The 25365-nt window shown below is 70.9% G+C and carries 23 protein-coding genes and 3 tRNA genes; 19 read left to right on the forward strand and 7 right to left on the reverse strand.

Features of this window, described 5'->3' with window-relative positions; all coding sequences use genetic code 11:
• Positions 1-49: 49 nt before the first annotated feature.
• Together ASC64_RS19905 and ASC64_RS19910 are read left to right on the forward strand one after the other, a co-directional pair.
• On the forward strand, positions 50-661 hold the full coding sequence (locus tag ASC64_RS19905; protein WP_056909440.1) for a ClpP family protease: 612 nt from the start codon (positions 50-52) through the stop codon (positions 659-661).
• Positions 658-1260, forward strand: a complete 603-nt coding sequence (locus ASC64_RS19910; RefSeq protein ID WP_056909301.1) for a ClpP family protease — start codon at positions 658-660, stop codon at positions 1258-1260. The genes ASC64_RS19905 and ASC64_RS19910 overlap by 4 nt, the downstream gene beginning before the upstream one ends.
• A gap of 11 nt (positions 1261-1271) precedes the next feature.
• Here ASC64_RS19910 and ASC64_RS19915 read toward each other — a convergent pair whose 3' ends face one another.
• Positions 1272-1571 carry a helix-turn-helix domain-containing protein gene (locus ASC64_RS19915; RefSeq protein WP_056909302.1) on the reverse strand — a complete coding sequence of 100 codons (300 nt, stop codon included), beginning with the start codon at positions 1569-1571 and terminating at the stop codon, positions 1272-1274.
• Between the two features lie 162 nt (positions 1572-1733).
• On the opposite strand from ASC64_RS19915, the gene ASC64_RS19920 reads away from it, so the two are divergent.
• The gene (locus ASC64_RS19920; protein ID WP_056909303.1) at positions 1734-2939 is read left to right on the forward strand and encodes a glycoside hydrolase family 16 protein; all 1206 of its coding nucleotides are present in this window, start codon (positions 1734-1736) and stop codon (positions 2937-2939) included.
• Between the two features lie 25 nt (positions 2940-2964).
• Here the strand turns inward: ASC64_RS19920 and ASC64_RS19925 are convergent, their stop codons facing one another.
• Together ASC64_RS19925 and ASC64_RS19930 are read right to left on the reverse strand one after the other, a co-directional pair.
• A complete protein-coding gene (locus ASC64_RS19925; protein ID WP_056909304.1) occupies positions 2965-3504 on the reverse strand; it encodes a hemerythrin domain-containing protein in 540 nt (179 codons plus the stop codon).
• Positions 3505-3557: 53 nt separating this feature from the next.
• Positions 3558-4370: a DeoR/GlpR family DNA-binding transcription regulator gene (locus tag ASC64_RS19930; RefSeq protein WP_056909305.1), complete on the reverse strand. Its 813-nt coding sequence runs from the start codon at positions 4368-4370 to the stop codon at positions 3558-3560.
• Between the two features lie 88 nt (positions 4371-4458).
• On the opposite strand from ASC64_RS19930, the gene ASC64_RS19935 reads away from it, so the two are divergent.
• Genes ASC64_RS19935 through ASC64_RS19965 form a run of 7 tightly spaced genes read left to right on the forward strand, consistent with a single transcriptional unit; the run spans position 4459 to position 12165 of the window.
• Complete coding sequence (locus tag ASC64_RS19935; RefSeq protein WP_056909441.1) at positions 4459-5811, forward strand: family 4 glycosyl hydrolase; 1353 nt, start codon at positions 4459-4461, stop codon at positions 5809-5811.
• A gap of 2 nt (positions 5812-5813) precedes the next feature.
• A complete protein-coding gene (locus tag ASC64_RS19940; protein ID WP_082550673.1) occupies positions 5814-7178 on the forward strand; it encodes an ABC transporter substrate-binding protein in 1365 nt (454 codons plus the stop codon).
• A complete protein-coding gene (locus ASC64_RS19945) occupies positions 7175-8101 on the forward strand; it encodes an SIS domain-containing protein (protein WP_056909306.1) in 927 nt (308 codons plus the stop codon). The genes ASC64_RS19940 and ASC64_RS19945 overlap by 4 nt, the downstream gene beginning before the upstream one ends.
• Positions 8102-8118: 17 nt before the next feature.
• Positions 8119-9045 (forward strand): carbohydrate ABC transporter permease, encoded by a 927-nt coding sequence (locus ASC64_RS19950; RefSeq protein WP_200937921.1) that lies wholly within the window; start codon positions 8119-8121, stop codon positions 9043-9045.
• Positions 9042-9950 carry a carbohydrate ABC transporter permease gene (locus ASC64_RS19955; protein ID WP_235563846.1) on the forward strand — a complete coding sequence of 303 codons (909 nt, stop codon included), beginning with the start codon at positions 9042-9044 and terminating at the stop codon, positions 9948-9950. The genes ASC64_RS19950 and ASC64_RS19955 overlap by 4 nt, the downstream gene beginning before the upstream one ends.
• Entirely contained in the window at positions 9947-10858 is a 912-nt protein-coding gene (locus ASC64_RS19960) for an ROK family protein (protein WP_056909308.1), read from the forward strand. The genes ASC64_RS19955 and ASC64_RS19960 overlap by 4 nt, the downstream gene beginning before the upstream one ends.
• Before the next feature lie 2 nt (positions 10859-10860).
• Complete coding sequence (locus tag ASC64_RS19965) at positions 10861-12165, forward strand: D-tagatose-bisphosphate aldolase, class II, non-catalytic subunit (RefSeq protein WP_235563847.1); 1305 nt, start codon at positions 10861-10863, stop codon at positions 12163-12165.
• 185 nt (positions 12166-12350) lie between these two features.
• Here ASC64_RS19965 and ASC64_RS19970 read toward each other — a convergent pair.
• Positions 12351-12423: transfer RNA gene (locus ASC64_RS19970), tRNA-Arg, on the reverse strand.
• Between the two features lie 201 nt (positions 12424-12624).
• Here ASC64_RS19970 and ASC64_RS19975 point away from each other — a divergent pair.
• The 6 genes from ASC64_RS19975 (at position 12625) to ASC64_RS20000 (ending at position 21653) form a co-directional block, all read left to right on the forward strand.
• The gene (locus ASC64_RS19975) at positions 12625-14463 is read left to right on the forward strand and encodes a phosphoenolpyruvate carboxykinase (GTP) (protein ID WP_056909309.1); all 1839 of its coding nucleotides are present in this window, start codon (positions 12625-12627) and stop codon (positions 14461-14463) included.
• Positions 14464-14501: 38 nt separating this feature from the next.
• Positions 14502-16754, forward strand: a complete 2253-nt coding sequence (locus tag ASC64_RS19980) for a putative bifunctional diguanylate cyclase/phosphodiesterase (protein ID WP_056909310.1) — start codon at positions 14502-14504, stop codon at positions 16752-16754.
• 47 nt (positions 16755-16801) lie between these two features.
• Positions 16802-18229, forward strand: a complete 1428-nt coding sequence (locus ASC64_RS19985) for a glycosyltransferase family 2 protein (RefSeq protein ID WP_056909311.1) — start codon at positions 16802-16804, stop codon at positions 18227-18229.
• Between the two features lie 10 nt (positions 18230-18239).
• Entirely contained in the window at positions 18240-18524 is a 285-nt protein-coding gene (locus ASC64_RS19990; RefSeq protein ID WP_200937923.1) for a hypothetical protein, read from the forward strand.
• Positions 18525-18651: 127 nt separating this feature from the next.
• On the forward strand, positions 18652-20499 hold the full coding sequence (locus ASC64_RS19995; protein ID WP_056909312.1) for a phosphoenolpyruvate carboxykinase (GTP): 1848 nt from the start codon (positions 18652-18654) through the stop codon (positions 20497-20499).
• Between the two features lie 143 nt (positions 20500-20642).
• The gene (locus tag ASC64_RS20000) at positions 20643-21653 is read left to right on the forward strand and encodes a TrmB family transcriptional regulator (protein ID WP_056909313.1); all 1011 of its coding nucleotides are present in this window, start codon (positions 20643-20645) and stop codon (positions 21651-21653) included.
• A 193-nt stretch (positions 21654-21846) separates the two neighbouring features.
• Here ASC64_RS20000 and ASC64_RS23050 read toward each other — a convergent pair whose 3' ends face one another.
• The 3 genes from ASC64_RS23050 to ASC64_RS20010 form a co-directional block, all read right to left on the reverse strand.
• Positions 21847-21978, reverse strand: a complete 132-nt coding sequence (locus ASC64_RS23050; protein ID WP_268788257.1) for a hypothetical protein — start codon at positions 21976-21978, stop codon at positions 21847-21849.
• A gap of 172 nt (positions 21979-22150) precedes the next feature.
• Positions 22151-22241 (reverse strand) — tRNA-Ser (locus ASC64_RS20005).
• 63 nt (positions 22242-22304) lie between these two features.
• Complete coding sequence (locus ASC64_RS20010) at positions 22305-22766, reverse strand: hypothetical protein (RefSeq protein ID WP_056909314.1); 462 nt, start codon at positions 22764-22766, stop codon at positions 22305-22307.
• A gap of 100 nt (positions 22767-22866) precedes the next feature.
• On the opposite strand from ASC64_RS20010, the gene ASC64_RS20015 reads away from it, so the two are divergent.
• The 3 genes from ASC64_RS20015 (at position 22867) to ASC64_RS20025 (ending at position 25327) form a co-directional block, all read left to right on the forward strand.
• Positions 22867-22951: transfer RNA gene (locus ASC64_RS20015), tRNA-Ser, on the forward strand.
• A gap of 131 nt (positions 22952-23082) precedes the next feature.
• Entirely contained in the window at positions 23083-23955 is an 873-nt protein-coding gene (locus tag ASC64_RS20020) for an AAA family ATPase (protein ID WP_056909315.1), read from the forward strand.
• 7 nt (positions 23956-23962) lie between these two features.
• Positions 23963-25327, forward strand: coding sequence for a VWA domain-containing protein (locus ASC64_RS20025; protein ID WP_056909316.1), 1365 nt, complete (start codon positions 23963-23965; stop codon positions 25325-25327).
• Positions 25328-25365: the final 38 nt, after the last annotated feature.

The following is a 25365-nucleotide window of genomic DNA, read 5'->3' on the forward strand; positions in this document are numbered from 1 at the left end:
CCGGCAGAGCACCCTGTGGTGCACCCTCGCGGCGCGTCACGCTGGCGGCATGACGACCACCACTTCCGAACGCATCGAGGACGAGCTCGTCCGCCGCCTGATGCACCAACGCATCATCGTGCTGGGGGAGGAGCTGCGCGAGGGCAACGGCAACCGGCTGATGCACCAGCTGCTCCTGCTCTCCGCCGAGGACCCCCGCGCCGACATCAGCATCTGGATCAACTCCCCGGGAGGGTCCGTCTCGGCGATGCTCGCCATCCACGACGTGATGCGGCTGATCCCCAACGACGTGAGCACCCTCGCGATGGGGATGGCCGCGAGCGCCGGTCAGTTCCTGCTCTCCGCGGGCACGCCCGGCAAGAGGTACGCCCTGCCGCACTCCCGCGTGCTGCTGCACCAGGGATCCGCCGGCATCGGCGGCACGGCCGTCGACATCGAGATCCAGGCCGACGACCTGCGCCACACCCGCGACACCGTGCTCGGCCTCATCGCCGAGCACACTGGGCAGGACCGCGACACCGTCGAGCGCGACTCACGGCGCGACCGGTGGTTCAGCGCCGAGCAGGCGCTCGCCTACGGCTTCGTCGACCAGGTCATCAGCAGCATCGACCACGTCACGCCCGCACGCACGCGACCGGTCGGACTGGCAGGTGTGCGATGAGCACCTACACGATCCCGTACGTCGTCCAGCAGACGCCGCGAGGTGAGCGGACCCTCGACCTCTACTCCCGTCTGCTGTCCGAGCGGATCGTCTACCTCGGCACGGAGATCGACGACGGCGTCGCCAACGCGGTCATCGCGCAGCTCCTCCACCTGTCCTCGGAGAACCCCGAGATCCCGATCAGCCTCTACATCAACTCGCCGGGCGGATCGATCGACGCGATGCTCGCGATCTACGACGCCATGCAGTTCGTCCGGCCGGCGGTCGAGACCGTGTGCGTCGGCCAGGCGACCTGGACGGCGGCAGTGCTGCTCGCCGGAGGTGCGCGTGGCAGCCGGGCGATCCTGCCACACGGCCGGGTGGTGCTCCACCAACCCGCGACCCAGGGGCGCGGCACGGTGCCAGACCTGATCCTGGAGGCCGACGAGGTGGCGCGCGTACGCCTCCTGCTCGAGGAGATCCTCGCCGAGCACACCGGGCGTACGCCGGAGCAGATCCGCCAGGACACCGACCGGACCCTGGTCCTGCCGGGCGCAGCGGCCGTCGACTACGGCATCGTCGACACCGTCCTGAGCGAGCAGGGGCCGGCGTTCGCCTGAGGGGCAGGAGGTCAGGCAGCGAGGGCGAGGGCCTGCGGCCGCGCCACGCGGGTGGCAAGCTCGCGCACGCCCAGGTCGAGCGCGCCGGCCATCGCGTGGAGCATCTCCGACGACGGGTCCTTGAGCCCACGCTCGACCTCGGAGAGGTACTGGATCGAGACGCCGGCCCGACCGGCGACGTCGACGAGCCGCTCGCCCCGTGCCGTGCGCTCGCGGTGCAGCTCACGGCCGACGAGCTCGCGCCACAGCGGCTCGGGTGCCTCGACTGGTTGCTCCGCTGCCCGCTCCGGGAATCGCACGATCTCGCCCATGCACCGACGGTAGCCACCGGTCGCAGGCTCCTACTACGGGTTCTGCTCACAGCAGAACGCCGATCCGCCGGGCGGGCGCCCTCGATTTGGCTCACTCCAGGACGCGGGACACCCTCGATGGGAGAACGACTGCTCATCGACCCCGACAAGAGAGATACCGCCATGCCTGCACGCCGTGTGCTCGCGGGCAGCGCTCTCGCGCTGCTGATGCCCGCGTCCCTGCTCCTGACCACCCAGACCGGGTCGGTCGCCGACCCGGCGGCCAGCGAAGCCGCTGCCGCGTCGTCCGCCCGTCCTGCCAAGCGGTCGCGAGCGCGGATCCAGGTGCTGCCGCAGATCGTGCAGCAGGGTCGCCGCACCGCCAGCCCCGACGCGGCACGGGTGGCTGTCGCCGCCACGGTCAAGCCCCGCCGCGCAGGTCGCCCCGTGCGGCTCCAGGCCAAGCGCGGCTCGCGCTGGAAGAACGTCGGGAAGGCCAGGCTGGACCGACGGGGCCGAGCGGAGTTCTCGGCTCGCGCCGTGCGGCGCGGGGGCCCCGTGACCTACCGCGTGAAGGTCGGCCGGTTCAAGGGCCTGCGCCCTGCGGTGAGCCGCCCGGCGAGCACCGCACGGTGGCAGGCGCCGCTCTTCACCGAGACCTTCTCCGGCCGCTCGCTGGGCCCGGTGTGGAGCCACCGCGGCCAGAGCTACGAGAAGGCCAGCAAGCGCAGGTGCTCCAAGGGCAGCCCCAAGGCCGTCAAGGTGCGCGGAGGTGCGGCGCGCATCAGCGTGATCAAGGACCGCAGCCGCACGGGCAAGTGCAAGGCGCTCAAGCGGGGGAAGTCCTCGGGCCGCTACGCCTACCGCCTCAACGGCCACATCTCGACCCAGAACAGGGTCGCCTTCAAGTACGGCTTCGCGGCCGCGCGCATCAAGATGCACGAGCGGCGCGGGCAGCACAGCAGCTTCTGGCTGCAGCCGCAGACCTCGCGACCCGGCAAGCCGCGCCGGGCGGGCGCCGAGATCGACGTCATCGAGTACTTCGGCAACAAGCACCCGCGTGGTGGCCTGACGAGCTTCATCCACTGGAAGCGGCGTGGCCACGTCGTCAAGACGGGCTCGTGGATCAAGAAGCCGAGGACCTTCCTGAAGAACAGGCGGGACGGCTGGTCGAAGAACTACCACGTGTTCTCCGTCGAGTGGACGCCCCGGACGTACATCTTCCGCATCGACGGCCAGGAGACCTGGCGCACCCGCAAGGGCGTGTCCGGGCAGCCGCAGTACCCGATCCTGAGCCTGCTTGCGTCCGACTACGAGCTCTCGGAGATGAAGGACAAGCAGCTGCCGCAGCACATGTCCGTCGACTGGCTGCGGATCTGGCAGGCCTGAGGCCGCAGGTCCCCGCCGGTGGCGGCTACACGCCGAGGCCGAGCAGGCCGAGCGGCTCGGCCATCTCGGCCTCCTCGTAGGCGAAGTGCGACTCGAGGTCGTGCCTCAGGTCCGCGACGGCGCTGACCAGCTCGGCGACCAGCGTCGGGTCGGAGGGCACCGCCACGGCCAGGTCGTCGACCCGTTCGAGGTGGGCGTGGATGGTGAGGTGCTCCTCGGCCAGCCGCGCCGCCACCGGCGCGTAGTCGTCCAGGGTCGCCACGGCCGGGAACAAGCTCTGGTCCTCGATGCTGTGGTGCATCGTGAGGAACCGGCAGACCTGCTGGCACAACCCGGACACCTGCTGCGCGGTCAGCGCCGGCCCGAGCCGGTGGAGGCCCGCGCGCACGGCTCCGACGTCGCCCGCGCCGTCGCGCAGCGCGGCGACCGCCGCGGAGAGCTGGGCGAGCTGCTCCCGGAAGTGGTCGTGGATCATCCGCAGGTGGTCGCCGGCGAGGCGCTGCGCCGGGGTCAGGTCGACCGACCCGGCCACGCGAGGACGGGTGGAGTCGTCGATGGGCGGCACGACGACGAGCCTAGGCCGTGCCCGGCGGCCGGGCCGTCGTCCTGACCGTCGTGCTAGGTGGCGTGCGGGACGACGGTCACCTTGAGACCGGCCTCCCGCAGCCGGTCCAGGTGTCCTTGGTCGGCGCTCGAGGTGGTGACCAGCTCGTGGACGTCGTCGATCGGCGCGATCTGGGCCATCAACCGGCGTCCCACCTTGCGGCCGTCCGCGACCACGACCACCCGGTGCGCGCGCCGGAGCATCGCGAGGTTGGTCTGCGCCTCGACCTCGTCGTGGGTGGTGAGCCCCGCGGCGGCCGAGACACCGTCGACGCCGATGAACGCATAGCCGAGGGTCAGGCGGGAGAGGGCCTGGATGGCGGAGGGGCCGACGACCTCGTAGGACTGGGGTCGCACGAAGCCTCCGGCCATGAACACGCGGGCGCGGGCCCGGACGGTCAGCTCGCTCGCGATGTTGACCGCGTTGGTCACCACGGTCACGTCGTCGCGGGATGCGAGCGCGCGGGCCACGGCGCTCGTCGTGGTCCCCCCGGTCAGCCCGATCACGTGCGAGCCCGGCGGCACCATCGCGGCGACGGCACGGGCGATCGCCGCCTTCTCGCTGTCGGCCTGCCCGTCGCGATAGCGGACCGGCATCTCGATCGCGGACTGCTGGGCATCGAGCGCCCCGCCGTGCACCCGGGTCAGCAGGTCCTGCGACTCGAGCAGTGCCAGGTCCCGTCTGAGCGTCGAGGCGGACACCCCGAGCTCGCGGGCGAGTGACGCGACCGACTGCTCGCCGCGCTCGGAGAGGGCGCGCAGGATCGCGGCCAGTCGCCCCGACCTCGCCGAGGTGGGGGCGACCGCTGCCGTCGCCTTGGTCGTCATGAGCGGACCGTACCCACTTTGCGCAGAATGAGCACCGTTGTTGCGCGTTTCGTGGCGCAAGTGCGCAGTTGACGTCTTTCATGTGCTCATGAGCACTGAGACCGTCATCACGTTCGTGGGCGCCGGCAGCGTCGAGTTCACGCAGGACCTCCTCACCGACCTGGCCGCCTGGGACGCCGAGATGGAGATGATCTGGCGCCTCCACGACATCGACCCCGACCGTCTCGGCGTGGCTGTCGGTGCTGCCGAGCAGCTGGTGGCCTCCCGCGGACTGCGGGCGCGCGTCGAGAGCCACCGGGACCGCGACACCGCTCTTCCGGGGTCGGACGCGATCGTGGTCACCGTGATGGTGGGCGGGCTCGAGGCCACCCGCGCCGACCTCGAGATCCCGCTGCGGGCGGGGCTGCGCCAGACGATCGGCGACACCCTGGGAGTCGGCGGCATCTTCCGCGGCCTCCGTACGGCGGGGTTCTACTCCCAGCTCGTGGAGGACGTACGTCGCCTGTGCCCGGACGCGTGGATCCTCAACTACACGAACCCGATGGCGATCAACGTCGACCTGATGAGCCGCCTGGCCCCGGAGCTCACCGTCCTCGGGCTGTGCCACTCCGTGCACTGGACCATCGACACCCTCAGCGGCATCCTCGGCGTGCCGATGGCGGAGGTGGAGTTCACCGCGGCCGGGGTCAACCACCAGTCGTGGGTCCTCCGGCTCGAGCGCGATGGTGAGGACCTCCACCCGCTGCTGGACGAGCGCATCGCCGCCGACCCCGAGCTGCGCCGTCGCGTCCGGGTCGACATGTACCGCCGGCTCGGCCGGTTCCCCACGGAGTCGAGCGAGCACAGTGCCGAGTACGTCGCGTGGTACCTCCCGCACGAGGCGCAGGTCGAGCGCTTCCGGCTCGAGCCCGGCGAGTACATCGGCATCAGCGAGCAGAACCTCGCCGAGTACCACCGCACGGCCGCAGCCGTAGCCGAAGGACGCCCCCTGGACTTCGGGACCGAGGCCGTCGAGTACGCGCCCCAGGTGATCCACTCCCTCGCCACCGGCACCCGTCACGACATCTACGCGACCGTCCCGAACCGCGGATGGATCGACAACCTCCCGGCCGAGGCAGCCGTCGAGGTGCCGGTCACGATCGAGGGCAAGGAGGCCCGACCGCACGCGGTGGGTGCTCTCCCCGAGGCCTGCGCGGCGCTCAACCGGCGGTTCCTCGACGTCGTCGGACTCACCGTGGAGGCAGCGCTCAGCGGCGACCCGGAGCTGGTCCGGCGTGCTGCGCTGCTCGATCCGAACGCGTCCGCGTCACTCGCCCCGGACGAGCTCGATGCCGTGCTGACCGAGCTCTCCCGGGTCCACGCCGCCCATCTTCCGGACGGGCTCGCGGACCACGACTACACCGTCGACCGCGTCGCCGCACCCACCACCACGAGGAGCTGACCATGTCCCACACCCCCACGAGCCCGAGTCGCCGTTCCGTCATCCCCCGCGGGCGCCGTTGGGTTGCAGGCCTCGCGGTCGCCGTGGCCGGCTCGCTCCTGCTCGCCGCGTGTGGCGAGTCGACCACCGGAGGGCCGGCGACCGACCTCGAGAAGGCGTCTCCCGACGACAAGGTGACCCTCACCTGGTGGACGGGCCAGGACGACAGCTCCGAGGTCTACATCGACAAGCTCGTCGACCAGTTCGAGGCCGAGCACCCCAACGTCACGATCAAGGCCACCCCGGGCTCGGCCACCACCGATGACCTCCTGGGCCAGCTCTCCGCGTCTTTCGCCGGCGGGACCTATCCCGACATCTCCTACGCCTACGGCTCCTGGGCCTCCGAGCTGGCCGACTCCGGCCGGACCCTCGACCTCACCGACACCATCGCCGGGGACGAGGACGTCAGCTGGGACGAGTTCTCGGAGGCCGCCCGCGCCACCGCGGCCCCGGGCGGCAAGACGATCGGGTTCCCAGCCGTTGTCGACAACCTCGCCGTGGTCTACAACAAGGAGCTCCTTGCCGATGCGGGTCTCGACGAACCGTCGCCCGACTGGACGTGGGACGACTTCCGCGACTACGCGAAGGCGATGACCGGGGACGGTGTCTACGGCACGAACCTGTCGGTGTCGGGAGGCGAGGACACCACGTGGCGGCTGTGGCCGCTGCTCTGGCAGAACGGCGGGGAGATCCTCGACGACGACCAGACCGCAGCGGCGTTCGACTCGCCCGAGGGCGAGGCCGCCCTGGAGACCCTGCGCGCGATGGCGGTCGACGACAAGAGCGTCTACCTCGACCAGACCGACGAGAAGTACGGACCGCTCTTCCGGGAGAACCGGATCGGCATGATGGTCACTGGGCCGTGGGAGATCTACGACACCGTCAAGGCCGGCATCGACTACGGGGTGCAGCAGCTCCCCGGCACGGACGGCGACCACACGACGGTCTCGGGTCCGGACCTCTGGGTGCTCTACGACCACCAGGACGCCAACCGGGCGTACTGGTCCTACGAGCTGATCGCGTGGCTGACCCAGAACGACCAGGACGCCCAGTTCAACCTGGCCCTCGGCAACCTGCCGCTGCGCAGCTCTGCCGTCGACACTCCTGCGTTCGCCACGTTCAAGGAGGAGTACCCAGGCGCGGAGGTCTTCGTCGCCAACCAGGAGAACGCGACCATCCCCCGCCCGACCGTCGCTGGCTACGTCGGCCTCTCGAGCGCCGTCGGTCGCTCGGTCGCCGAGGTGCTCCAGGGCGCCACGTCCGTCGAGGACGCCCTGGCTGAGGCCGCCGAGAAGGCTGACAACGCGCTGAAGGACGCGGCCCAGTGAGCGGGCTGGTCACCGAGGCCGAGATCCTCTCGCAGCCCACGATCTGGACGCGCGCCGCCGAGCTGGCCGCCGACGCCGCCGTCGGTCCGGCCCTCGCTGCCCCTGGGGAGCGGGTCCTGGCCATCGGGTGCGGCACGTCGGCGCACGTCGCCCTGTCCTACGCGGTCCTGCGCGAGCAGGCCGGCCTGGGTCTCACGGACCATGCCTTCGCCAGCGAGCTCCCCGGTCGGGAGCACGTCTACGACCGCGTCGTCACCTTCTGCCGCTCCGGCACCACGACCGAGGTCGTGGACGCCCTGCAGTCGCTGCCGGTCGACTGGCGCCGGGTGGTCGTGACCGGCGTGGCCGACTCCCCGGTCGCGGCTCTGGCCCACGACGTCGTGGACCTGGGGTTCGCCGACGAGACGTCCGTGGTGCAGACAAGGTTTCCGACAGCCACCCTGGTCGCGGCCCGGGTCGCCACTGGTGAGCTCGACGCCGATGGCTTCGAGACGCTGGTCGCCCAGGCCGAGGACGCCCTCGCCAGCGGCCTTCCGGACGGGCTCGACGCGGTCGAGCACGTGGTCTACCTCGGCACCGGATGGGCGCTCGGGATCGCGCACGAAGCCGCGTTGAAGGTCCGCGAGTCGGCACTGGCGTGGGCCGAGAGCTACCCCAGCGCCGACTTCCGCCACGGCCCCCTCGCCGTCGCCGGCGAGCGGTCGCTCGTGACCCTGCTCGGCGGTGACCCCGGTGGCCTCGCGGCCGACATCGCGGTGACCGGCGCGCGCGTGGTGGTCGGGGAGCGCGACCCGCTGGCCGAGCTCGTGCTTGCCCAGCGGGTGGCACTCCAGCTCGCGCGCCTGCGCGGGCTCGACCCGGACCACCCGCGACACCTCACCCGTTCGGTCGTGCTGTCCGACGCCCAGGCGGGAGCCAGCTGATGGCGAGGAGCGCGACGGTGGCCGTGCCTGAGGACGCGTCGACGGCGACCGGCGCAGGGCGGCGTACGCAGCGACGTTCGGAGCAGCTCGCCGGGATGGCGTTCGTCGCCCCGGCCGTGATCGTCATCGTCGGCCTGGGGATCTTCCCGGCGGCTTGGGCCACCTTGCTCGCGCTCCAGAAGTGGAACGGCTTCAGCGAGCCACGGTTCGTCGGTGCGGACAACTTCGAGCGGATGTCCCGCGACACCGACCTGGTCGCGGCCGCGTGGCACACGTTGCTCTACACGGGGCTCTTCATGCCGGTCTCCGTCGTCGGAGGACTGCTGCTCGCCGCCGCGCTCAACCGCCGGATCCGCTTCATGGGCCTCTACCGGACGGCGATCTTCGTCCCGTACGTCGCGTCCGCCGCGGTGACCGGCCTGCTGGCCAACTTCGTGTTCAACCCCGAGGTCGGCGTCGTCAACAACGTCTTCCGTGTCCTGGGCCTGCCCCAGCAGGGGTGGCTGGAGGACCCGTCCCAGGCGATGGTCGTGCTGGTGATCATGTCGCTGTGGGGGCAGCTCGGCTTCGTCACCGTGATCTACCTGGCTGCGCTGCAGGACGTCGACACGGCCTGCCTGGAAGCCGCCGAGGTCGACGGAGCGAGCGCTTCACAGCGGTTCCGGCACATCACCGTCCCGCAGGTCGCGCCGGCGACGGCGTTCGTGGTCATCTGGCAGACGATCCAGTGCATCCAGCTCTTCGACCTGGTCTACACGACGACGCGTGGCGGGCCGATCGGCGCGACGACGACCCTCGTCTACTACCTGTGGGAGCAGGCGTTCCGGCAGCTCAGCTTCGGCTACGGCTCCGCCATCGCGTGGGTCCTCTTCGTGGTCACGATGGTCATGACGCTGGTGCTGGTGGCGATCCAGCGCCGTCGCGGTGGGGAGCAGCCGGCGTGATTGCGACGACGACCGAGAACGACAGCGCGGAGCACCCCGCCGTTCCGACAGCCGAAGCGGACCGTCCGGCCCAGTCCGAGGCACGCAGGCGTCGGCTGCCCTTCAGCCCGTGGCACCTGCTGCTGGCGCCGATAGCGGTGCTCTTCGCCTTCCCGTTCGTGCAGATGATCATGGTGTCCTTCATGCCCAGCCGGGACATCAACCGGCTCCCGCCGCGCTTCATCCCCACGACGGTCACCCTCGACGGCTACCGCGGCCTCCTGGAGCGCTCCGACGTCCTGATCTGGCTGACGAACACGGTGATCGTCTCGACCGTGGCCGTGGGCTCCAACGTCGTGCTCTGCTCCTTGGCCGGCTACGGCTTCGCGCGCCTGCGCTTTCGCGGCCGCAACGTGAGCTTCCTGGCGATCCTCGGCACGATCATGATCCCGATCCAGCTGCTGATGATCCCGACCTACGTGATGTTCGCGCGCCTGCACCTGCTCAACTCGCTCGCCGCCCTCATTGTGCCGTGGCTGGCCACGGCCTTCGGGGTCTTCCTGATGAGGCAGTTCTTCCTCTCGGTGCCGCGCGAGCTGGAGGAGGCCGGGCTGCTCGATGGCGCGAGCCGGCTGCGGATCCTGTGGCACATCGTGCTGCCCCTGGCCCGGCCGTCCCTGATGACGCTGGCGGTGTTCACCCTCGTGGGCTCGTGGAACGACCTGATCTGGCCGGTGATCGCCATCTCCGACAGCAACCTGTTCACGCTCCAGATCGGCCTGGCCAACTTCCAGGGCGTACGCCGGACCGAGTGGTCGCTCCTCATGGCGGGCAACGTGGTCGCCGTGCTGCCGCTCCTGGTCGGCTTCCTGGTCGCCCAGAAGCACTTCCTGGCGACCATGTCGAGCACGGGGCTCAAGGGATGAGCGCCGAGCCGCGGCGACGCACCGGCGTCGTCGACGTCGGGGGCACGACGATGCGCCGGAGCGTGCTCGAGGTGGGCCCCGATGGGGAGCCGGTGCTCGGCGAGGTCGTCACGGAGCCGGCCGCCGTCGAGCCTGCCGGTGCCGTCGAGCAGGTGCTCGCCATGGCGGAGGTCGCCAGTCGCGGGGTCGACGCCCTCGGCGTCGTCCTCCCGGGGATCGTCGACGACGCCAGCGGCACCGGCACCTGGTCGGAGAACCTGGGCTGGCGTGACGTCCCGTTCCGCGCCCTCGTCCAGGAGCGCGTGCGGGTGCCGGTCGAGGTCGGTCACGACGTGCGCGCCTGGGGCGCCGCCGAGCGTCGCTGGGGTGCCGCGCGAGGTCTCTCGGACGTGGCCGTCGTGGTCGTCGGCACCGGCATCGCCGCGGCGCTCGTCGTCGACGGACGGCCGCTGGTCGCGCACGGCCTGGCCGGCGAGATCGGGCACCTCCGGGTCGCAGGCGACGAGCCCTGCGCCTGCGGTGGCACGGGGTGCCTCGAGGCGGTGGCCTCCGCCGCGGGCATCGTCCGCCAGTACAACGCCGTCGCGGACGCCCCCGTCCGGGGGGCGATCGACGTCGCCGACGCCGTACGTCGTCGGGAGCCGCTGGCCACCGAGGTCTGGCACACAGCGCTGGACCGGCTCTCCGACGGGCTAGCCGCCATGGCGACCGTCGTCGCGCCGGAGGCGATCGTGCTGGGCGGCGGGCTGGCCCGGGCGGGGGAGGACCTATTCCTCGCGCCGCTGCGGAGCCGGCTCGCGGCCCGGCTTCGCTACACCCCGGTCCCGGACCTGCGCGCCGCGCGGTTCGCGGGCACCGGCGGACTGATCGGAGCGGCCTGCCTGGCCGCCCGCACGACGGAGGAGTGAACGTGACCATCACCGACCCCATGGTCGAGACCCTGGCCGCCCACCGCGCCGCCACGACGGCGTCGCGCCGCGTCGGCGTCTACTCGGTGTGCTCGGCCCACCCGTGGGTGCTTGCCGCCGCCGTCCTGCAGGCCCGCGAGGACGGGACGGCCGCGCTCATCGAGGCGACGTCCAACCAGGTCGACCAGGACGGCGGCTACACCGGCATGCGCCCTGCCGACTTCCGCGACCTCGTGCTGGGCGTCGCTCGCGAGCACGGTCTGCCCACGGACCGGGTCGTGCTGGGCGGCGACCACCTGGGGCCCAACGTGTGGCGCGGTCTCGGCGCCGAGGCCGCCATGGCGAAGGCCGAGGTGCTCGTCGCGTCGTACGTCGAGGCGGGGTTCACCAAGATCCATCTCGACACCAGCATGGCGTGCGCCGGTGAGGACGCTCCGCTGCCGGACCGGGTCGTGGCCGAGCGGGCCGCGCGGCTGGCTCGCGCGGCCGAGGCAGCGGCGGGCCCGGGCGCCCACCGGCTCGGTTACGTGATCGGGACCGAGGTCCCGGTCCCCGGCGGCGCGCACGAGACGATCGACAGTCTGGCGCCCACCACGCCCGAGGCGGCCCGGACCACGATCGAGGAGCACCGGGAGGCCTTCGCGGCCGCAGGCCTCCACGACGCCTGGCAGCGCGTCCTGGCGCTCGTGGTCCAGCCGGGCGTCGAGTTCGACCACCAGCGCGTCTTCGACTACGACCCGGCGGCGGTCGGGGAGCTGCGCTCGGTGGTGGAGGGGACGCCGTTGGTGTTCGAGGCGCACTCCACCGACTACCAGCTCCGCTCCGGGCTGCGGGCGCTGGTCGAGGACCACTGGGCCGTCCTCAAGGTGGGGCCGGGACTGACGTTCGCCCTGCGCGAGGCCCTGTTCGCCCTCGCCGCGATCGAGGACGAGCTGGTGCCTGCCGACCGGCGGTCCGGCCTGGTCGAGGTGGTCGAGGCGGTGATGCTCGAGGAGCCGCGCTGGTGGTCCGGCTACTACGAGGGGGAGGCCGACGCCGAGCGTCTCGCGCGGCGCTACAGCTACAGCGACCGGATGCGCTATTACTGGCCGAACCCGACGATCCACGCGGCCCAGGACCGGCTGGTGGCGAACCTCAGCCACGCCGGGATCCCCCTTCCCCTGCTCAGCGCACACCTCCCCGCCCAGTACGAGAGGGTCAGGCGCGGCGAGTTGGCCGTCGACCCCCAGGCGCTGGTGGTCGACCGGGTCCGAGACGTGCTCCGCGACTACGCCGCCGCCTGCGGGACGTGCGCCACCCTCGGGTGAGCACCCGCCGGTGCTGGTCCCCGGTGCTCACGGCACGAACGACGAAGCCGCAGGCCAGATGGCCTGCGGCTTCGTCGATCTGCGCGCCTGGACCCGCTCGCTTCGCTCGCGAGCAGACGCTTGCTCGGCGTCAACGTGAGAGACCCCACCGGGGTGAAGCGTTCCGGTGGGGTCTCTCAGCGCTGCGCGCCTGTAGGGATTCGAACCCCAAACCTTCTGATCCGTAGTCAGATGCTCTATCCGTTGAGCTACAGGCGCCTGCCGTTCGCACCAGTGGCGCGAGGACCTGACGAGGATAGCCGACGGCACGCGGGCAGGTGAAATCAGGGACCCGCCCGGCCCGTGACGGTCCCGTCGCACTCGGGACTTCCGGCCCCATCGGGCCGGCCGAGCCGTGCCCTAAGGTGCAGGCACCAGACCGTAGGAGGCGGGGGTCCCGCCGCACGAGGAGGCAGCGCGATGGCAGATCTCGAGGCAGTCCTGGACGAGGCGGGGCTCACGAACCCCAGGGTCCGTGAGTTCGTGAAGGAGTACGCCGAGCTCACCGGCGCCGAGCACGTCGAGGTGGTCAACGCCTCCGACGACGCGCGGCTCCTCGAGGAGGCCGTGGCGGCCGGCGAGCTGCAGCGTGCCGGCGAGGGCCGCTACTACTCCCGCAGCTACTACAAGGACACCGCCCGCTCAGAGGAGCGCACCATCGTCGCGACGAACGACGAGAAGGACAAGGGCGTCTACAACAACTGGCGCCCGGCCTCGGAGATGAAGCCGATGCTCCACGACCGGATGCGGGGCGCGTCCGAGGGCAAGACGATGTACGTCATCCCCTACCTGATGTCGCCCCCCGGCAACGAGCTCGCTCCCTGGGCCGCAGGCGTCGAGCTCACCGACACCCGCACCGTCGTGCTGCACATGATCCGGATGTCGCGCGTCGGCGTGCAGTTCGTCAACGAGCTCGAGGACCCGGACTCCTTCGTCCGCGCGGTCCACGTCACGGGTGACCTGGAGAACCTCGGTCAGGGCACGCCCGACGACCAGCGCTACTTCGTCACCGTCGCCGACGAGCGCACGATCCTGCACTTCGGCTCGTCCTACGGCGGCAACGCGCTCCTCGGCAAGATCGCGCACGGCCTGCGCCAGGGTGCCTACGACGGCTGGGCGAGCAAGAAGTTCCTCGCCGAGCAGTACATGCTCATCGGCATCCACGACAAGGAGACCGGGAAGACCTACCACGTCTGCGGTGGCTTCCCGAGCGCCTCCGGCAAGACCAACCTGGCGATGATGGCGGCCCCCGACGCGCTCGGCGAGCGCTACCACGTCTCCTTCTACGGCGACGACATCGCGTGGCTGTGGGTCGACGAGGAGACCGGTCGGCTGATGGGCATGAACCCGGAGTACGGCGTCTTCGGTGTCGCCAAGGACACCAACGAGAGGACCAACCCCAACGCGCTGTCCTCCATCGGCGAGGGGTCGCAGGCGATCTTCACCAACGTCGCCTACAACCCCACCACGGGCGAGGTCTGGTGGGAGGGCAAGACGCCCAAGCCGCCGACCGACGTGCACGGATGGCTCGACTGGACCGGCGCCCCGCTGGCCGACCGCAAGTCCGACGACAGCGCCAACTGGGCCCACCCCAACAGCCGGTTCACCACCACGCTCGACAACGTGCCCAACATCGCGCCCGACTACGACGACGCCGCCGGCGTGCCGATCGACGCGATCATCTTCGGTGGCCGCACCCGTGACCGCGAGCCGCTGATCCGGGCCATCACCGACCTGGCCGAGGGCGTCTACGACGGCCTGACGCTGGGGGCCGAGGCCACCTTCGCCGCCGAGGGCGTGGACGGCCAGCTGCGCTACGACCCGATGTCCAACCGGCCGTTCATGGCCTATGGCGAGGGCGACTACGCCCGCCACTACCTCGACGTGGTGGGCGCGGCGAAGGAGCAGCCGATCTTCGCGCACGTCAACTGGTTCCAGAAGGACCCCGACGACGGCCACTTCCTGTGGCCCGGCTACCGCGACAACCTGCGCCCGCTCCTCTGGCTGCTCCAGCTGAAGAACGGCGAGGTCAAGGGTCGCCGCACGGCGGTCGGCATCCTCCCCACCGAGGACGAGCTCGACCTCGAAGGGGTGGAGATCGCGCCGGCGGACCTCGAGCGCATCCTCACCATCGACAAGGACCGCTGGCAGCAGGAGATGGGCTTCCGCGAGGAGCACCTGTCCCAGTTCGACCGGATGCCCGAGGAGATCTGGGAAGCGCACCGCCGGGTGGCCGCCGACCTCGAGAACGAGCAGTAACGCCACGGCGTCGCGCCCGACTGGTCTAGTCTGGTCGGGTGCGACGACCCCTCTCGGAGACCCGCGCTGCGGGGGCGCCGTACGCCGACCTGCGGCGGGGCTCGCCCACCCTGGCGGCGCCGTTCGGCGTCGTCGCGCTCCTGGCGCTGGGCACCGTCCTTCTTCCGCCCTACGAGCGTGCGTGGTGGGTGGCGGGGCTCGCGGCGCTCAACCTCGTCCTCGTCGCCGTGGTCTTCCTCCTCGCCCAGCGGCGGGCCGAACGGTCGTGGCTCGACCCCCTCGCGGCCTACCTGCTCTTCCCCTTCTCGGGCCTGGTGCACGACGCCGCGGGAGCGGGCTCGGGCGGGCACGGATCGGGGATGGCGGTCATCCTCCTGCTGCCGATCCTCTGGCTGGCGATCACCGGCACGCCGCGGCAGCTGTGGGTGGCGAGCGCCCTGGCGATCCTCACCTTCGCGGTCCCGATCCTCGTCGTCGGCGCGCCGAGCTATCCCTTCGGCGACTGGCGCCGGGCCGTGGTGTGGGCCGCGATCGCGCTTGTGGTCGCCCCCGTCCTCCAGCACATCGTCCGTGACCTCGAGCGAGAGACCCGGCGGGCCCGCGTCGCCACCGACCGGGTCGAGCGCCTCTTCGACGACGCCCCGCACGGCGTCGCGCTGCTCGACACCGAGGGCCGGATCATCCGCGCCAACATCTCCATGGCGGTCCTCGTCGGGCTCGACCCCCCGGACATGGTGGGCCACAAGCTCAGCGCCTTCGAAACGCCCGGGGAGGCCCGAATCGAGGACCACCTCAGCCGACTCGTGGCAAGTCCCGGCGAGTCCTACGAGACCGAGTGCAACTTCCGCGACTCCGGCGGCAACGACGTCAGCGTCGCGCTGAGCAGCACCCTCGTCGGCGACCGCGGCATGGGCGACATCGTCATGGTCAACGTGGTCGACATCTCCGACCGCCGTCGCTACCTCGACCGCCTCTCCCACCTCGCCGACCACGACGTCCTCACCGGGCTGGCCAACCGGCGCCGCTTCGAGACCGAGCTGCAGCGCCACATCGAGCGCTGCGGCCGCCACGGGCCCACCGGTGCGCTGCTGCTGCTCGACCTCGACAACTTCAAGCAGGTCAACGACACGCTCGGCCACAACGCAGGCGACGAGCTGCTGATCACCATCGCCGGCCTGCTGCGGCGCTCGATCCGCAGCTCGGACCTGGTGGCCCGGCTCGGCGGCGACGAGTTCGCCGTCCTCCTCACCGAGGGCGGTCAGGACGCCGCGCAGCGGGTGGCGGGTCTCGTGGTCGAGCGGGTCCGTGACCACGCAGCCACCCTCGACGGCGTTGGTCGCCGCGTCACCGCGAGCGTCGGTGCGGTGACGTTCAAGGCCGCCTCCGAGCACTCGGCCGACGTGCTGGCGCTCGCCGACATGACGATGTACGACGCGAAGGAGGCCGGCCGCAACCAGGTCGCGGTGCTGCCCGAGGGCGACGAGCGCGGTCCGCGCACGGCGGCCAGGCTGCACTGGCAGAGCCGGATCGAGGCGGCGCTGGAGGAGGACCGCTTCGAGCTGCACCTCCAGCCGATCATGAACATCGCCACGGGTCGGATCACCTCCGCCGAGGTACTGCTGCGTCTGCGCGACCAGGACGAGCTGGTGCCGCCGTCCCGGTTCGTCTACATCGCCGAGCGCGTCGGACTGATGCCGCGGGTCGACGCCTGGGTCGTCGACCACAGCCTGGCGCTGCTGGCCCGGATCCGCGCCGAGCACGACCCGGAGTTCGCGTTCGAGGTCAACCTGTCGGGCCACTCCATCGGCAACCCCGAGATCGAGCAGGCCCTGATCAGCTCGCTGTCCACCCACGGTGTGGACCCTGCCGCGCTCATCCTCGAGATCACCGAGACGGCCGCCGTGGCCGACGTCGCCATGGCCCGCGACTTCGCCGCCCGGATGACCGACCTGGGGTGCGCCTTCGCGCTCGACGACTTCGGTGCCGGCTTCGGCTCCTTCTACTACCTCAAGCACCTCTTCTTCGACTACGTGAAGATCGACGGTGAGTTCGTCGCCCATGTGCACGAGTCGCAGGTCGACCGCACGATCATGCGCTCGATCGTCGGGATCGCGCACGACCTCGGCAAGCGCACCGTCGCGGAGTTCGTCTCCGCGCCCGAGATCCTCGAGGTGTGCCGCGAGGAGGGCGTCGACTTCGCCCAGGGCTACCTCATCGGCAAGCCGACGACCTACGACGACTTCGTCAGCCAGTTCATGAGATCTCCCCTGGAGACGGTGCCGAAGGACTGAAGGACGCGGGGCGTCGCACCCGCGATCAGCGAAGGAGACTCGGGAACATGCAGTGGCTGCAACGCTCGGTGGGAGTGGCGATCATCGGCGCCGCGACGCTCGGGGCGACCGCCTTGTGGGTGGCGGTGGCCTCGGGGGACCCGGAGGCGGGCCGCGCACCGTCCACGGGGGTGCTGTTCGGCATCTGGCAGGTGTTCTACGACACCGAGATGCCCGCGCCTCGCGTGCTGCTGGCCGCTGTGGGCGTGGCGCTGCTGCTCGCGGCGGGGGTCGCCGGCATCGAGCGCCGCCTGCTCACGCGGGCCCGGCGCAGTGAGGACGGCCACCGGATGCCTCTGGCGCCCAAGCTGGTGATGAGCGAGACCCGTGGTGAGTACGCCGGCCCGGTGACGATCACGGTGCTCATCCCGGCGCACAACGAGGAGGGCTGCATCTCCGAGACCCTGGCCTCGCTGCTCTCCCAGTCGGTGCCGCCCGCACGGATCGTGGTCGTGGCCGACAACTGCACCGACGGCACCGTCCGGCTGGCCCGGGAGGCGGGCGTCGACGTCTTCGAGACGGTCGACAACACCCACAAGAAGGCCGGCGGCCTCAACCAGGCTCTGGCCGAGATCCTGCCCGGCCAGGGCGACAACGACTGCGTGATGATCATGGACGCCGACACCACGCTCGACGACGGCTTCCTCGAGGGAGCCACCAACCGGCTCACGTGGGACCGGGCCCTGATGGCGGTCGGCGGTCTCTTCTACGGCGAGGACGGCTTCGGCCTGATCGGACAGTTCCAGCGCAACGAGTACACCCGCTACCAACGCGACCTGCGCCGGCGCCGCGGCCGGGTGTTCGTGCTGACGGGCACCGCCTCGGTGTTCCGGCCGCGGGCGCTGCGCGCGGTGGCCGAGGAGCGCGGCAAGATCCTGCCCGGCGTCCCGGGCGACGTCTACGACACGATCGCCCTGACCGAGGACAACGAGCTGACCATCGCGCTCAAGACCCTGGGCGCCCTGATGATCTCCCCGAGCGAGTGCACGGTGGTCACCGAGGTGATGCCCAACTGGCGGGGCCTGTGGGCCCAGCGGCTGCGCTGGCAGCGCGGGGCTCTGGAGAACCTCGGCGCCTACGGCCTGCGCCCCCAGACGTTCCGCTACTGGATGCAGCAGCTGGGCATCGGCTACGGCGTCATCGCGCTCGCCGCCTACCTCCTGCTGATCCTCCTCATGGTGCTGGCGACCTCGAACTGGGTGTGGTTCCCGTTCTGGATCGGCATCGGGCTCGTCTTCACCTTGGAGCGCGTCGTGACGGTGTGGCGCGGCGGCTGGAAGGCCCGGTTGCTGGGGCTCTCGCTGTTCCCCGAGCTCTTCTACGCGATGTTCCTCAACATGGTCTACCTCAAGGGCATCTGGGACCTCTCCCTGGCCAAGCAGGCCGACTGGAAGCACGTCGTGCAGACCGACTCCGGCGTGAAGGTGGACAGCTGACATGGCACCCGTGCCGATCCCCTTGGTCCTCCCGATGGGGGTGCTGCTCCCCGACAGCATCCTGCGCAACCAGCTCGTGGCCGTGCTGGCCGCCTTCGTCGCGATCAACACGGTCGTCTACGTGACGCTGGCGGTGGGCAAGATGCTGCCCAAGTTCTACCTCCGCGACTGGCTCGCCTCGCGCAACCGGCGTGCCGAGACCCGCAGCATCCGCCCGGACGCGCCGGTGGGCGGCCCGGCCGGTGGCTCGCTCGGTGACCGCATCGCCCAGCCCCGGCGGCGTACGCAGGAGTAGCGAGAGCCAGGTCACACATCTGTGATCGATCCAATATGTGCGTGCAATCACCCGGGCTAGCGTCCGAGCAAGTCGCCGACAACGAGGCCGCGCGAACCAGCCGCTACGCACGCTCAAGGAAACGGTCATGACCGCCACGATCGACACGCAGACGACTCCTCCGACCACCCACCAGGGCATCCTGGCGTGGGTCACGGAGGTTGCCGAGCTGACCCAGCCCGACTCCATCCACTGGTGCACCGGATCCGACGAGGAGTGGGCGCAGCTCACTGCCTCCCTCGAGGCCACCGGCACCTTCACGCGCCTCGACCCCGAGGTCATGCCGAACTCGTTCCACGCAGCCTCCGACCCGACCGACGTCGCCCGCGTCGAGGACCGGACCTACATCTGCTCGGTGGACGAGCGCGACGCCGGCCCCACCAACAACTGGATGGCCCCGGACAAGATGAAGGACCTCATGCGCGGGCTCTACGCCGGTTGCATGAAGGGCCGCACGATGTACGTCATCCCCTTCGTGATGGGTCACGTCGAGGCCGAGCGCCCGATGTTCGGCATCGAGCTCACCGACTCGGCCTACGTCACCGTCTCGATGCGCGTGATGGCCCGCATGGGCACCGAGGTCCTCAACCGGATCGAGGAGCTCGAGGCGGCCGGCGAGTCCCCGCAGTGGGTCCCCGCCCTGCACTCGGTCGGCATGCCGCTCGAGCCGGGCCAGGCCGACGTCGCGTGGCCGTGCAACGACACCAAGTACATCGTCCAGTTCCCCGAGGAGCGGATGATCTGGAGCTTCGGCTCGGGCTACGGCGGCAACGCCCTGCTCGGCAAGAAGTGCTACGCCCTGCGCATCGCGTCGGTCATGGCGCGCGACGAGGGCTGGCTCGCCGAGCACATGCTGATCCTCAAGCTCACCTCGCCGCAGGGCGTCACCAAGTACGTCGCCGCCGCCTTCCCGAGCGCCTGCGGCAAGACCAACCTCGCCATGCTGAAGCCGACCATCCCGGGCTGGAAGGTCGAGGCCATCGGTGACGACATCGCCTGGATGCGCGTGGGCGAGGACGGCCGCCTGTGGGCGGTGAACCCCGAGTTCGGCTTCTTCGGCGTCGCGCCCGGCACCAACGAGCACACCAACCCGCACGCCATGGAGACCATCCGCAAGGGCAACTCGGTCTTCACCAACGTGGCGCTGACCCCGGACGGCAACGTCTGGTGGGAGGGCCTGGAGAACACCCCGGCCGAGGCCACCAGCTGGAAGGGCGAGCACTGGACCCCGGAGATCGCCGCCGAGACCGGTGAGCTGTCCAGCCACGCCAACAGCCGCTACTGCACCCCGATCAAGCAGTGCTCGATCCTCGCCGACGAGTACGACGACCCGCGGGGCGTGCCGATCGACGCGATCCTCTTCGGTGGCCGCCGCAAGACGACCATCCCGCTCGTGGCCGAGGCCCGCGACTGGAACCATGGCACGTTCATGGGTGCGACGCTCTCCTCGGAGACCACCGCCGCGGCCGTGGGCGCGGTCGGCGTGGTGCGCCGCGACCCGATGGCGATGCTGCCGTTCATCGGCTACAACGCCGGCGACTACTTCGGCCACTGGATCAACGTCGGCAAGGACAACGACGCCGCCAAGCTGCCGAAGATCTTCTACGTCAACTGGTTCCGCCGCGGCGAGGACGGGGACTTCCTCTGGCCGGGCTTCGGTGAGAACAGCCGCGTCCTGAAGTGGGTCATCGAGCGCATCGACGGCCAGGCCGCCGCGGTCGAGACCCCGATCGGGCACGTCCCGGCCCCGGGCTCCCTCGACGTCGAGGGCCTCGGCCTCACCGAGGAGCAGCTCACGCAGGCCCTCGCGGTCGACGCCGACGAGTGGAAGGCCGAGATCCCGCAGATCGAGGAGTGGTTCGAGAAGTTCGGCGACGACCTCCCGGCCGTCCTCTGGAGTGAGCTCGACACCCTGAAGGCGCGACTCGACGCCTGAGCCACGCCCGTACGACCACCTCCGACCCGTCCCCGGCTGCCCGGGGGCGGGTCGGTGCCGTCGTGATGCCTGCTTCCCGGCAGGACGGTGCACGGTGGTGTGGCACGATCCTCCCACTGGGTCGGGGAAGCGGGAGGTGAGTCATGCCCTTGGGACAGCGCGAGCGCAGCGTGTTCGAGGACCACGCCACCCCTCTCTACGAGGAGATCGTGACCTCCGGCGGCGTCAGCGCCGCCGACGAGCGCATCGCCAAGGGCGGCGAGCTGCACGAGGCGTTCGGGATCCTCGTCGAGCTCGGGCTCGTGGTGAAGTCGGAGGACGGCGCCCACTGGCGCGCTGTCGACCCTGCTGCAGTCCAGGCGCAGGTCGTGGCCCCGCTCGGCCAGCAGGGCGCCGAGCTGATCGCGGAGTCGGCGCACTGGGCGCAGGCCTTCAGTGCGCTCTCCCAGGCGTGGCGTCGCTCGCCGGGCGCCGTGGGTGGTCCCTTCGCGGAGATCCGCGGCACCGCGACGATCGGCACCTTCATCATGTCGCTGGTCGGCGACGCCCAGGAGGAGGTGCTCACCGCGCAACCCCAGTACCGCCGGGGGATCAAGCAGCTCAACGAGTCGGTCGCCCACGAGATCGCCGCCCTCAAGCGCGGCGTCACCATCCGCACGCTCTACCAGCACGCCGCACGTCGTGGCGCCGACACCCGCAAGTACGTCGCGACGGTGACCGCGGCCGGTGCCGAGGTGCGCACCCTGGACGAGTTCTTCAACCGCCTGATCGTGGTCGACCGGCGCACCGCCATCATCCCGAGCCACGAGGGCCTGGACGCGGCCATGGTGATCAGTGACCGCTCGCTGGTCGGCTACCTCGTGGACATGTTCGAGCGACACTGGGAGCGCGCCCGTCCCTTCACCAGCAGCGAGACCTCCCTCATGCGCGACATCGCCACCGAGCAGCGCGCGATGACCATCCGGATGCTCCTCGAGGGTCGTGCCGACCCGGCCGGCGCGAAGCGGCTCGGCGTCAGCCCGCGCACCTACGCCGGCTACGTCGCGGACCTGAAGAACGAGTTCGAGGTGGAGACCCGCTTCCAGCTCGGCTACGAGATGGGCAAGCGCGGGATCTCCGGCCGCGAGACCGACGAGACGGGCGCAGCGACCTAGGTCTTGGCCGAGTCCCTGGCTGAGGACGTGGCCGCACGGCCCGGAACGAGGTCGAGGGCAGCAACCAGAGGTTGCTGCCCTCGAGAGCTGAGGCTGGGCCTGTGGGGGAGGCCGTCGGACCAGGACTCGTGGGGGGTTGAGAGGGTCCGTGCCTCAGCTCTTCACTGCGTGCCCATCATGGCACGCCCGATCCTCAGTGAGGGGCCTTCGTCTTGCCCCACGTGATGTCGAGAGCGTCGGCGGCGGGAGCCATGCCGACTCCGGCAACTCCCAGCCCGAGCACGGCCACGAGGGCAGCGGCGGCGATGCGGCGTACAGGGGTCATGAGCTCTTCACCTCGATGATCGATCGTCACAGGGGATGACACGATCATTCTCCCCCAGCCGGTACTGGCGCGTAACGCGGAACAGACTGCAGGTCTGTGCATTGCAGGTTCCTGCAAATGCGGCGCTACGGCATGGCTGCGGCCCCCTTCCGTGGAAGGGGGCCGGCCACTGCGGAGGCGGAGGGATTTGAACCCTCGATGGGGTTTTAGCCCCAAACCCGCTTAGCAGGCGGGCGCCATAGACCGGACTAGGCGACGCCTCCATGCCCGACCAGCGCCGGGCGCACAGAAGGTTACAAGGCCGACGCCGCTCGCGCCGAATCAGGTCACAACTTGCGCAGCCCGTGGCCCCGCTGGAGGTGCGCCTGGACGTCGCGGACGAAGGCCTCGCGGTCCACGGCGAGCATCTCGACCGGGATGGTCGTGGTCCGGCCGTCCCGCAGCCGCAGCACCACGACCGGGGAGTCGGCGACGGTGGTGGTGACGGCGTCCTCGACGTCCTTCCAGCGCGCCGACGCGGCACCCACACCGCGCACCCACTGGACGCGGTAGCCCTCGGGGGTGAGCCGGGCGATCCAGCCCTTGGTGCGCCACGCCCACCCACTCGCCGCGAGGACCGCCACGGTGAGCAGCACCGGCACCAACAGGAAGACCGTGTGCAGGTCGAGGACCGCGATCGCCAGGGTGCTGGCCAGGATGAGCACCGCGACCGCCACCAGCGTCACGCCCAGCAGGCGTGCCGCCACGGCGGGTGCGAGGCGGTAGACGGTGGCGTTCTCGTCGGTCACGCCCCGATTTCACCACGCGCGCCCCACGCCCGCGGTCCCCGGGTCGCGCGCGTGGACGTTGGGTAGAGTCCCGCGGTGTGCGGCGCGCGTCGTCGTACGAGGAGGGGTGCCGGAGCGGCCGATCGGAACCGCCTTGAAAGCGGTCGTAGGGAGACCTACCGCGGGTTCGAATCCCGCCCCCTCTGCAGAGCCTGAGCGGAGCGAAAGCTCTGCAGAGGCATCTTGAACGGAAGGGCGTGAGCGAAGCGAGCGCTCCGCTGCACCTCGAACGGTCACCGGGACTGTCCGCGGGGCGAGCCCGGCTAGGCTCGCGCAGGTGACGAGCACCTGGTTCGAGTCCGCGGCCGACGCGACCGCGCGCCTGCGTGGCGTGGGCTACCTGACCGACGAGGCGACCGCGCTGACGGCGTTCCTCGCTGGGGCGCTGGAGAAGCCGTTGCTCGTCGAGGGGCCGGCCGGCGTCGGCAAGACCGAGCTGGCGAAGGCGGTGGCCCGGGCGACCGGGGCCGAGCTGGTGCGGCTCCAGTGCTACGAGGGCCTCGACGAGGCGCGGGCGCTCTACGAGTGGAACTACAAGAAGCAGCTGCTGCGCATCCAGGCGAGCCGCGGTGACGACTCGTGGAGCGAGACCCACGACGACATCTTCACCGAGGAGTTCCTCCTCACCCGGCCCCTGCTCAGCGCGATCCGTCGCGACACCCCGACGGTGCTGCTCGTCGACGAGGTCGACAAGACCGACGTCGAGGTGGAGGGCCTGCTGCTGGAGGTGCTGAGCGACTTCCAGGTGACCATCCCCGAGCTGGGGACCGTGACGGCGACGCGGCGCCCGTTCGTGGTGCTCACCTCCAACGCCAGCCGCGAGCTGTCCGAGGCGGTCAAGCGACGCTGCCTGTTCCTTCACCTCGACTACCCCGACGCCGAGCGCGAGCGGGCGATCGTCACCAGCCAGGTTCCCGGCCTCGACGACAAGGTGGCCGCCCAGCTCGTCGACGTCGTCGTACGCCTGCGCGAGCTGGAGCTGAAGAAGGCCCCCTCGATCGCGGAGTCCGTCGACTGGGCGCGCACCCTCATCGCCCTCGAGATCGGCGACCTCGACGAGGCGACCGTCGCGCGCACGCTCGGCGTGGTGCTCAAGCACGCGTCCGACCAGCAGCGGGCGATCAAGGAGCTGAAGCTGGCCGTGGGATGAGTGCCGGATGAGCCTGCTCGACACCCACATCGGTTTCATGGAGGCGCTGCGCTCCGCCGGGCTGTCGGTGTCGCTCGCCGAGGGGCTCGACGCGATCAGCGCGCTGGAGAAGGTGCACTGGCACGACCGGGAGACCGTGCGTGCCGCCTACGCCGCGACGCTCGTGAAGCGCCAGCCGCAGCGGGTCACCTTCGACGCCGTCTTCGACATCTACTACCCCCGGCTCATCGGCAGCGGTGTCGCCGGCGAGGACGCGGTGCCGGGCGAGGGCGTACGCGACTCGGGCCCCGAGCTCGACCGCTTCCGGGAGGCGTTGGCCGAGGCGCTCGCCGCAGGTGACCGGCAGGCGTTGCAGGACCTTGCAGTGGAGGCGGTGGCGCGCTTCGGGGCGATGCCCGGGCGCGGTCCCGGGCTCTCGAGCTGGTCGGCGTACACCTCCCTCCAGCGGGTCTCGCCGTCCGAGCTGATGGACCGCCTCGTGCAGGGGCTGCTGGCCGGCGGCCTCGACGAGGCGCAGGCACAGCGCGCGGCCGGCCGCCGGGTCGGCGACTTCACCCGGATGGTCGAGGGCGACGCGCGGCGGCGGATCGCCGAGGAGAAGGGGCCCGAGCACGTCGCCGACGTGACCGTGCGACCCACGATCGACCGTCTCGACTTCACCGCCGCCCGGCGCAGCGACCTCGACGAGATGCGGCGCGAGATCTACCCGCTCGCCCGGCGCCTCGCGGCCAGGCTCACCAAGGAGCAGCACGCGCAGCGGCGGGGGCCCCTCGACGTACGCCGCACGGTGCGCGCGTCGATCGCCACCGGCGGGGTGCCGCTCACCACGCACCACAAGCCCAAGCGGCCGCACCGCACGGACCTGGTCGTGCTGTGCGACGTGAGCGGGTCGGTCGCGAGCTTCGCCCAGTTCACCCTGCTGCTGGTCTACGCCCTGCGCGAGGCCTTCGGCGGCGTCCGGGCCTTCACGTTCGTCGACGACGTCGTCGAGGTCAGCGACCGGTTCCGGCCGGGCGCCGACGTGGTCGAGGTGATGGAGGGCCTGGCCGCGAGCATCTCGCACGCCGCGCTGTGGGGGCGGACCAACTACGGCCGCGCGCTGACCCGCTTCGCGGAGGACCACCCGGACGCGATCGGGCCGCGGTCCTCGCTGCTGGTCCTCGGCGACGCCCGGTCCAACTACAGCGACCTCGCCCTGCCCGTGCTGGCCGACCTCGCCGGGAGGGCGCGTCATGCCTGGTGGCTCAACCCCGAGCACCCGCGCCACTGGGGGACCGGCGACAGCGCCGCCGACCGGTACGGCGAGGTCGTGCCCATGACCGAGTGCCGCAACCTCGCCCAGCTCGGCGAGTTCGTGCACAAGATTGTCTGAGTTTGATGGCGCTCGCTCCGCTCGCGCGTGCTCGGCGC

The sequence above is a fragment of the Nocardioides sp. Root122 genome (genome assembly GCF_001425025.1).
Lineage (GTDB): Bacteria > Actinomycetota > Actinomycetes > Propionibacteriales > Nocardioidaceae > Nocardioides.

Coding starts and splice junctions, on each gene's coding strand:
- ASC64_RS19905 (WP_056909440.1), top strand. CDS start 50: ATGACGACCACCACTTCCGAACGCATCGAGGACGAGCTCGTCCGCCGC.
- ASC64_RS19910 (WP_056909301.1), top strand. CDS start 658: ATGAGCACCTACACGATCCCGTACGTCGTCCAGCAGACGCCGCGAGGT.
- ASC64_RS19915 (WP_056909302.1), bottom strand. CDS start 1,571: ATGGGCGAGATCGTGCGATTCCCGGAGCGGGCAGCGGAGCAACCAGTC.
- ASC64_RS19920 (WP_056909303.1), top strand. CDS start 1,734: ATGCCTGCACGCCGTGTGCTCGCGGGCAGCGCTCTCGCGCTGCTGATG.
- ASC64_RS19930 (WP_056909305.1), bottom strand. CDS start 4,370: ATGACGACCAAGGCGACGGCAGCGGTCGCCCCCACCTCGGCGAGGTCG.
- ASC64_RS19935 (WP_056909441.1), top strand. CDS start 4,459: ATGAGCACTGAGACCGTCATCACGTTCGTGGGCGCCGGCAGCGTCGAG.
- ASC64_RS19940 (WP_082550673.1), top strand. CDS start 5,814: ATGTCCCACACCCCCACGAGCCCGAGTCGCCGTTCCGTCATCCCCCGC.
- ASC64_RS19960 (WP_056909308.1), top strand. CDS start 9,947: ATGAGCGCCGAGCCGCGGCGACGCACCGGCGTCGTCGACGTCGGGGGC.
- ASC64_RS19975 (WP_056909309.1), top strand. CDS start 12,625: ATGGCAGATCTCGAGGCAGTCCTGGACGAGGCGGGGCTCACGAACCCC.
- ASC64_RS19985 (WP_056909311.1), top strand. CDS start 16,802: ATGCAGTGGCTGCAACGCTCGGTGGGAGTGGCGATCATCGGCGCCGCG.
- ASC64_RS19995 (WP_056909312.1), top strand. CDS start 18,652: ATGACCGCCACGATCGACACGCAGACGACTCCTCCGACCACCCACCAG.
- ASC64_RS20000 (WP_056909313.1), top strand. CDS start 20,643: ATGCCCTTGGGACAGCGCGAGCGCAGCGTGTTCGAGGACCACGCCACC.
- ASC64_RS23050 (WP_268788257.1), bottom strand. CDS start 21,978: ATGACCCCTGTACGCCGCATCGCCGCCGCTGCCCTCGTGGCCGTGCTC.
- ASC64_RS20025 (WP_056909316.1), top strand. CDS start 23,963: ATGAGCCTGCTCGACACCCACATCGGTTTCATGGAGGCGCTGCGCTCC.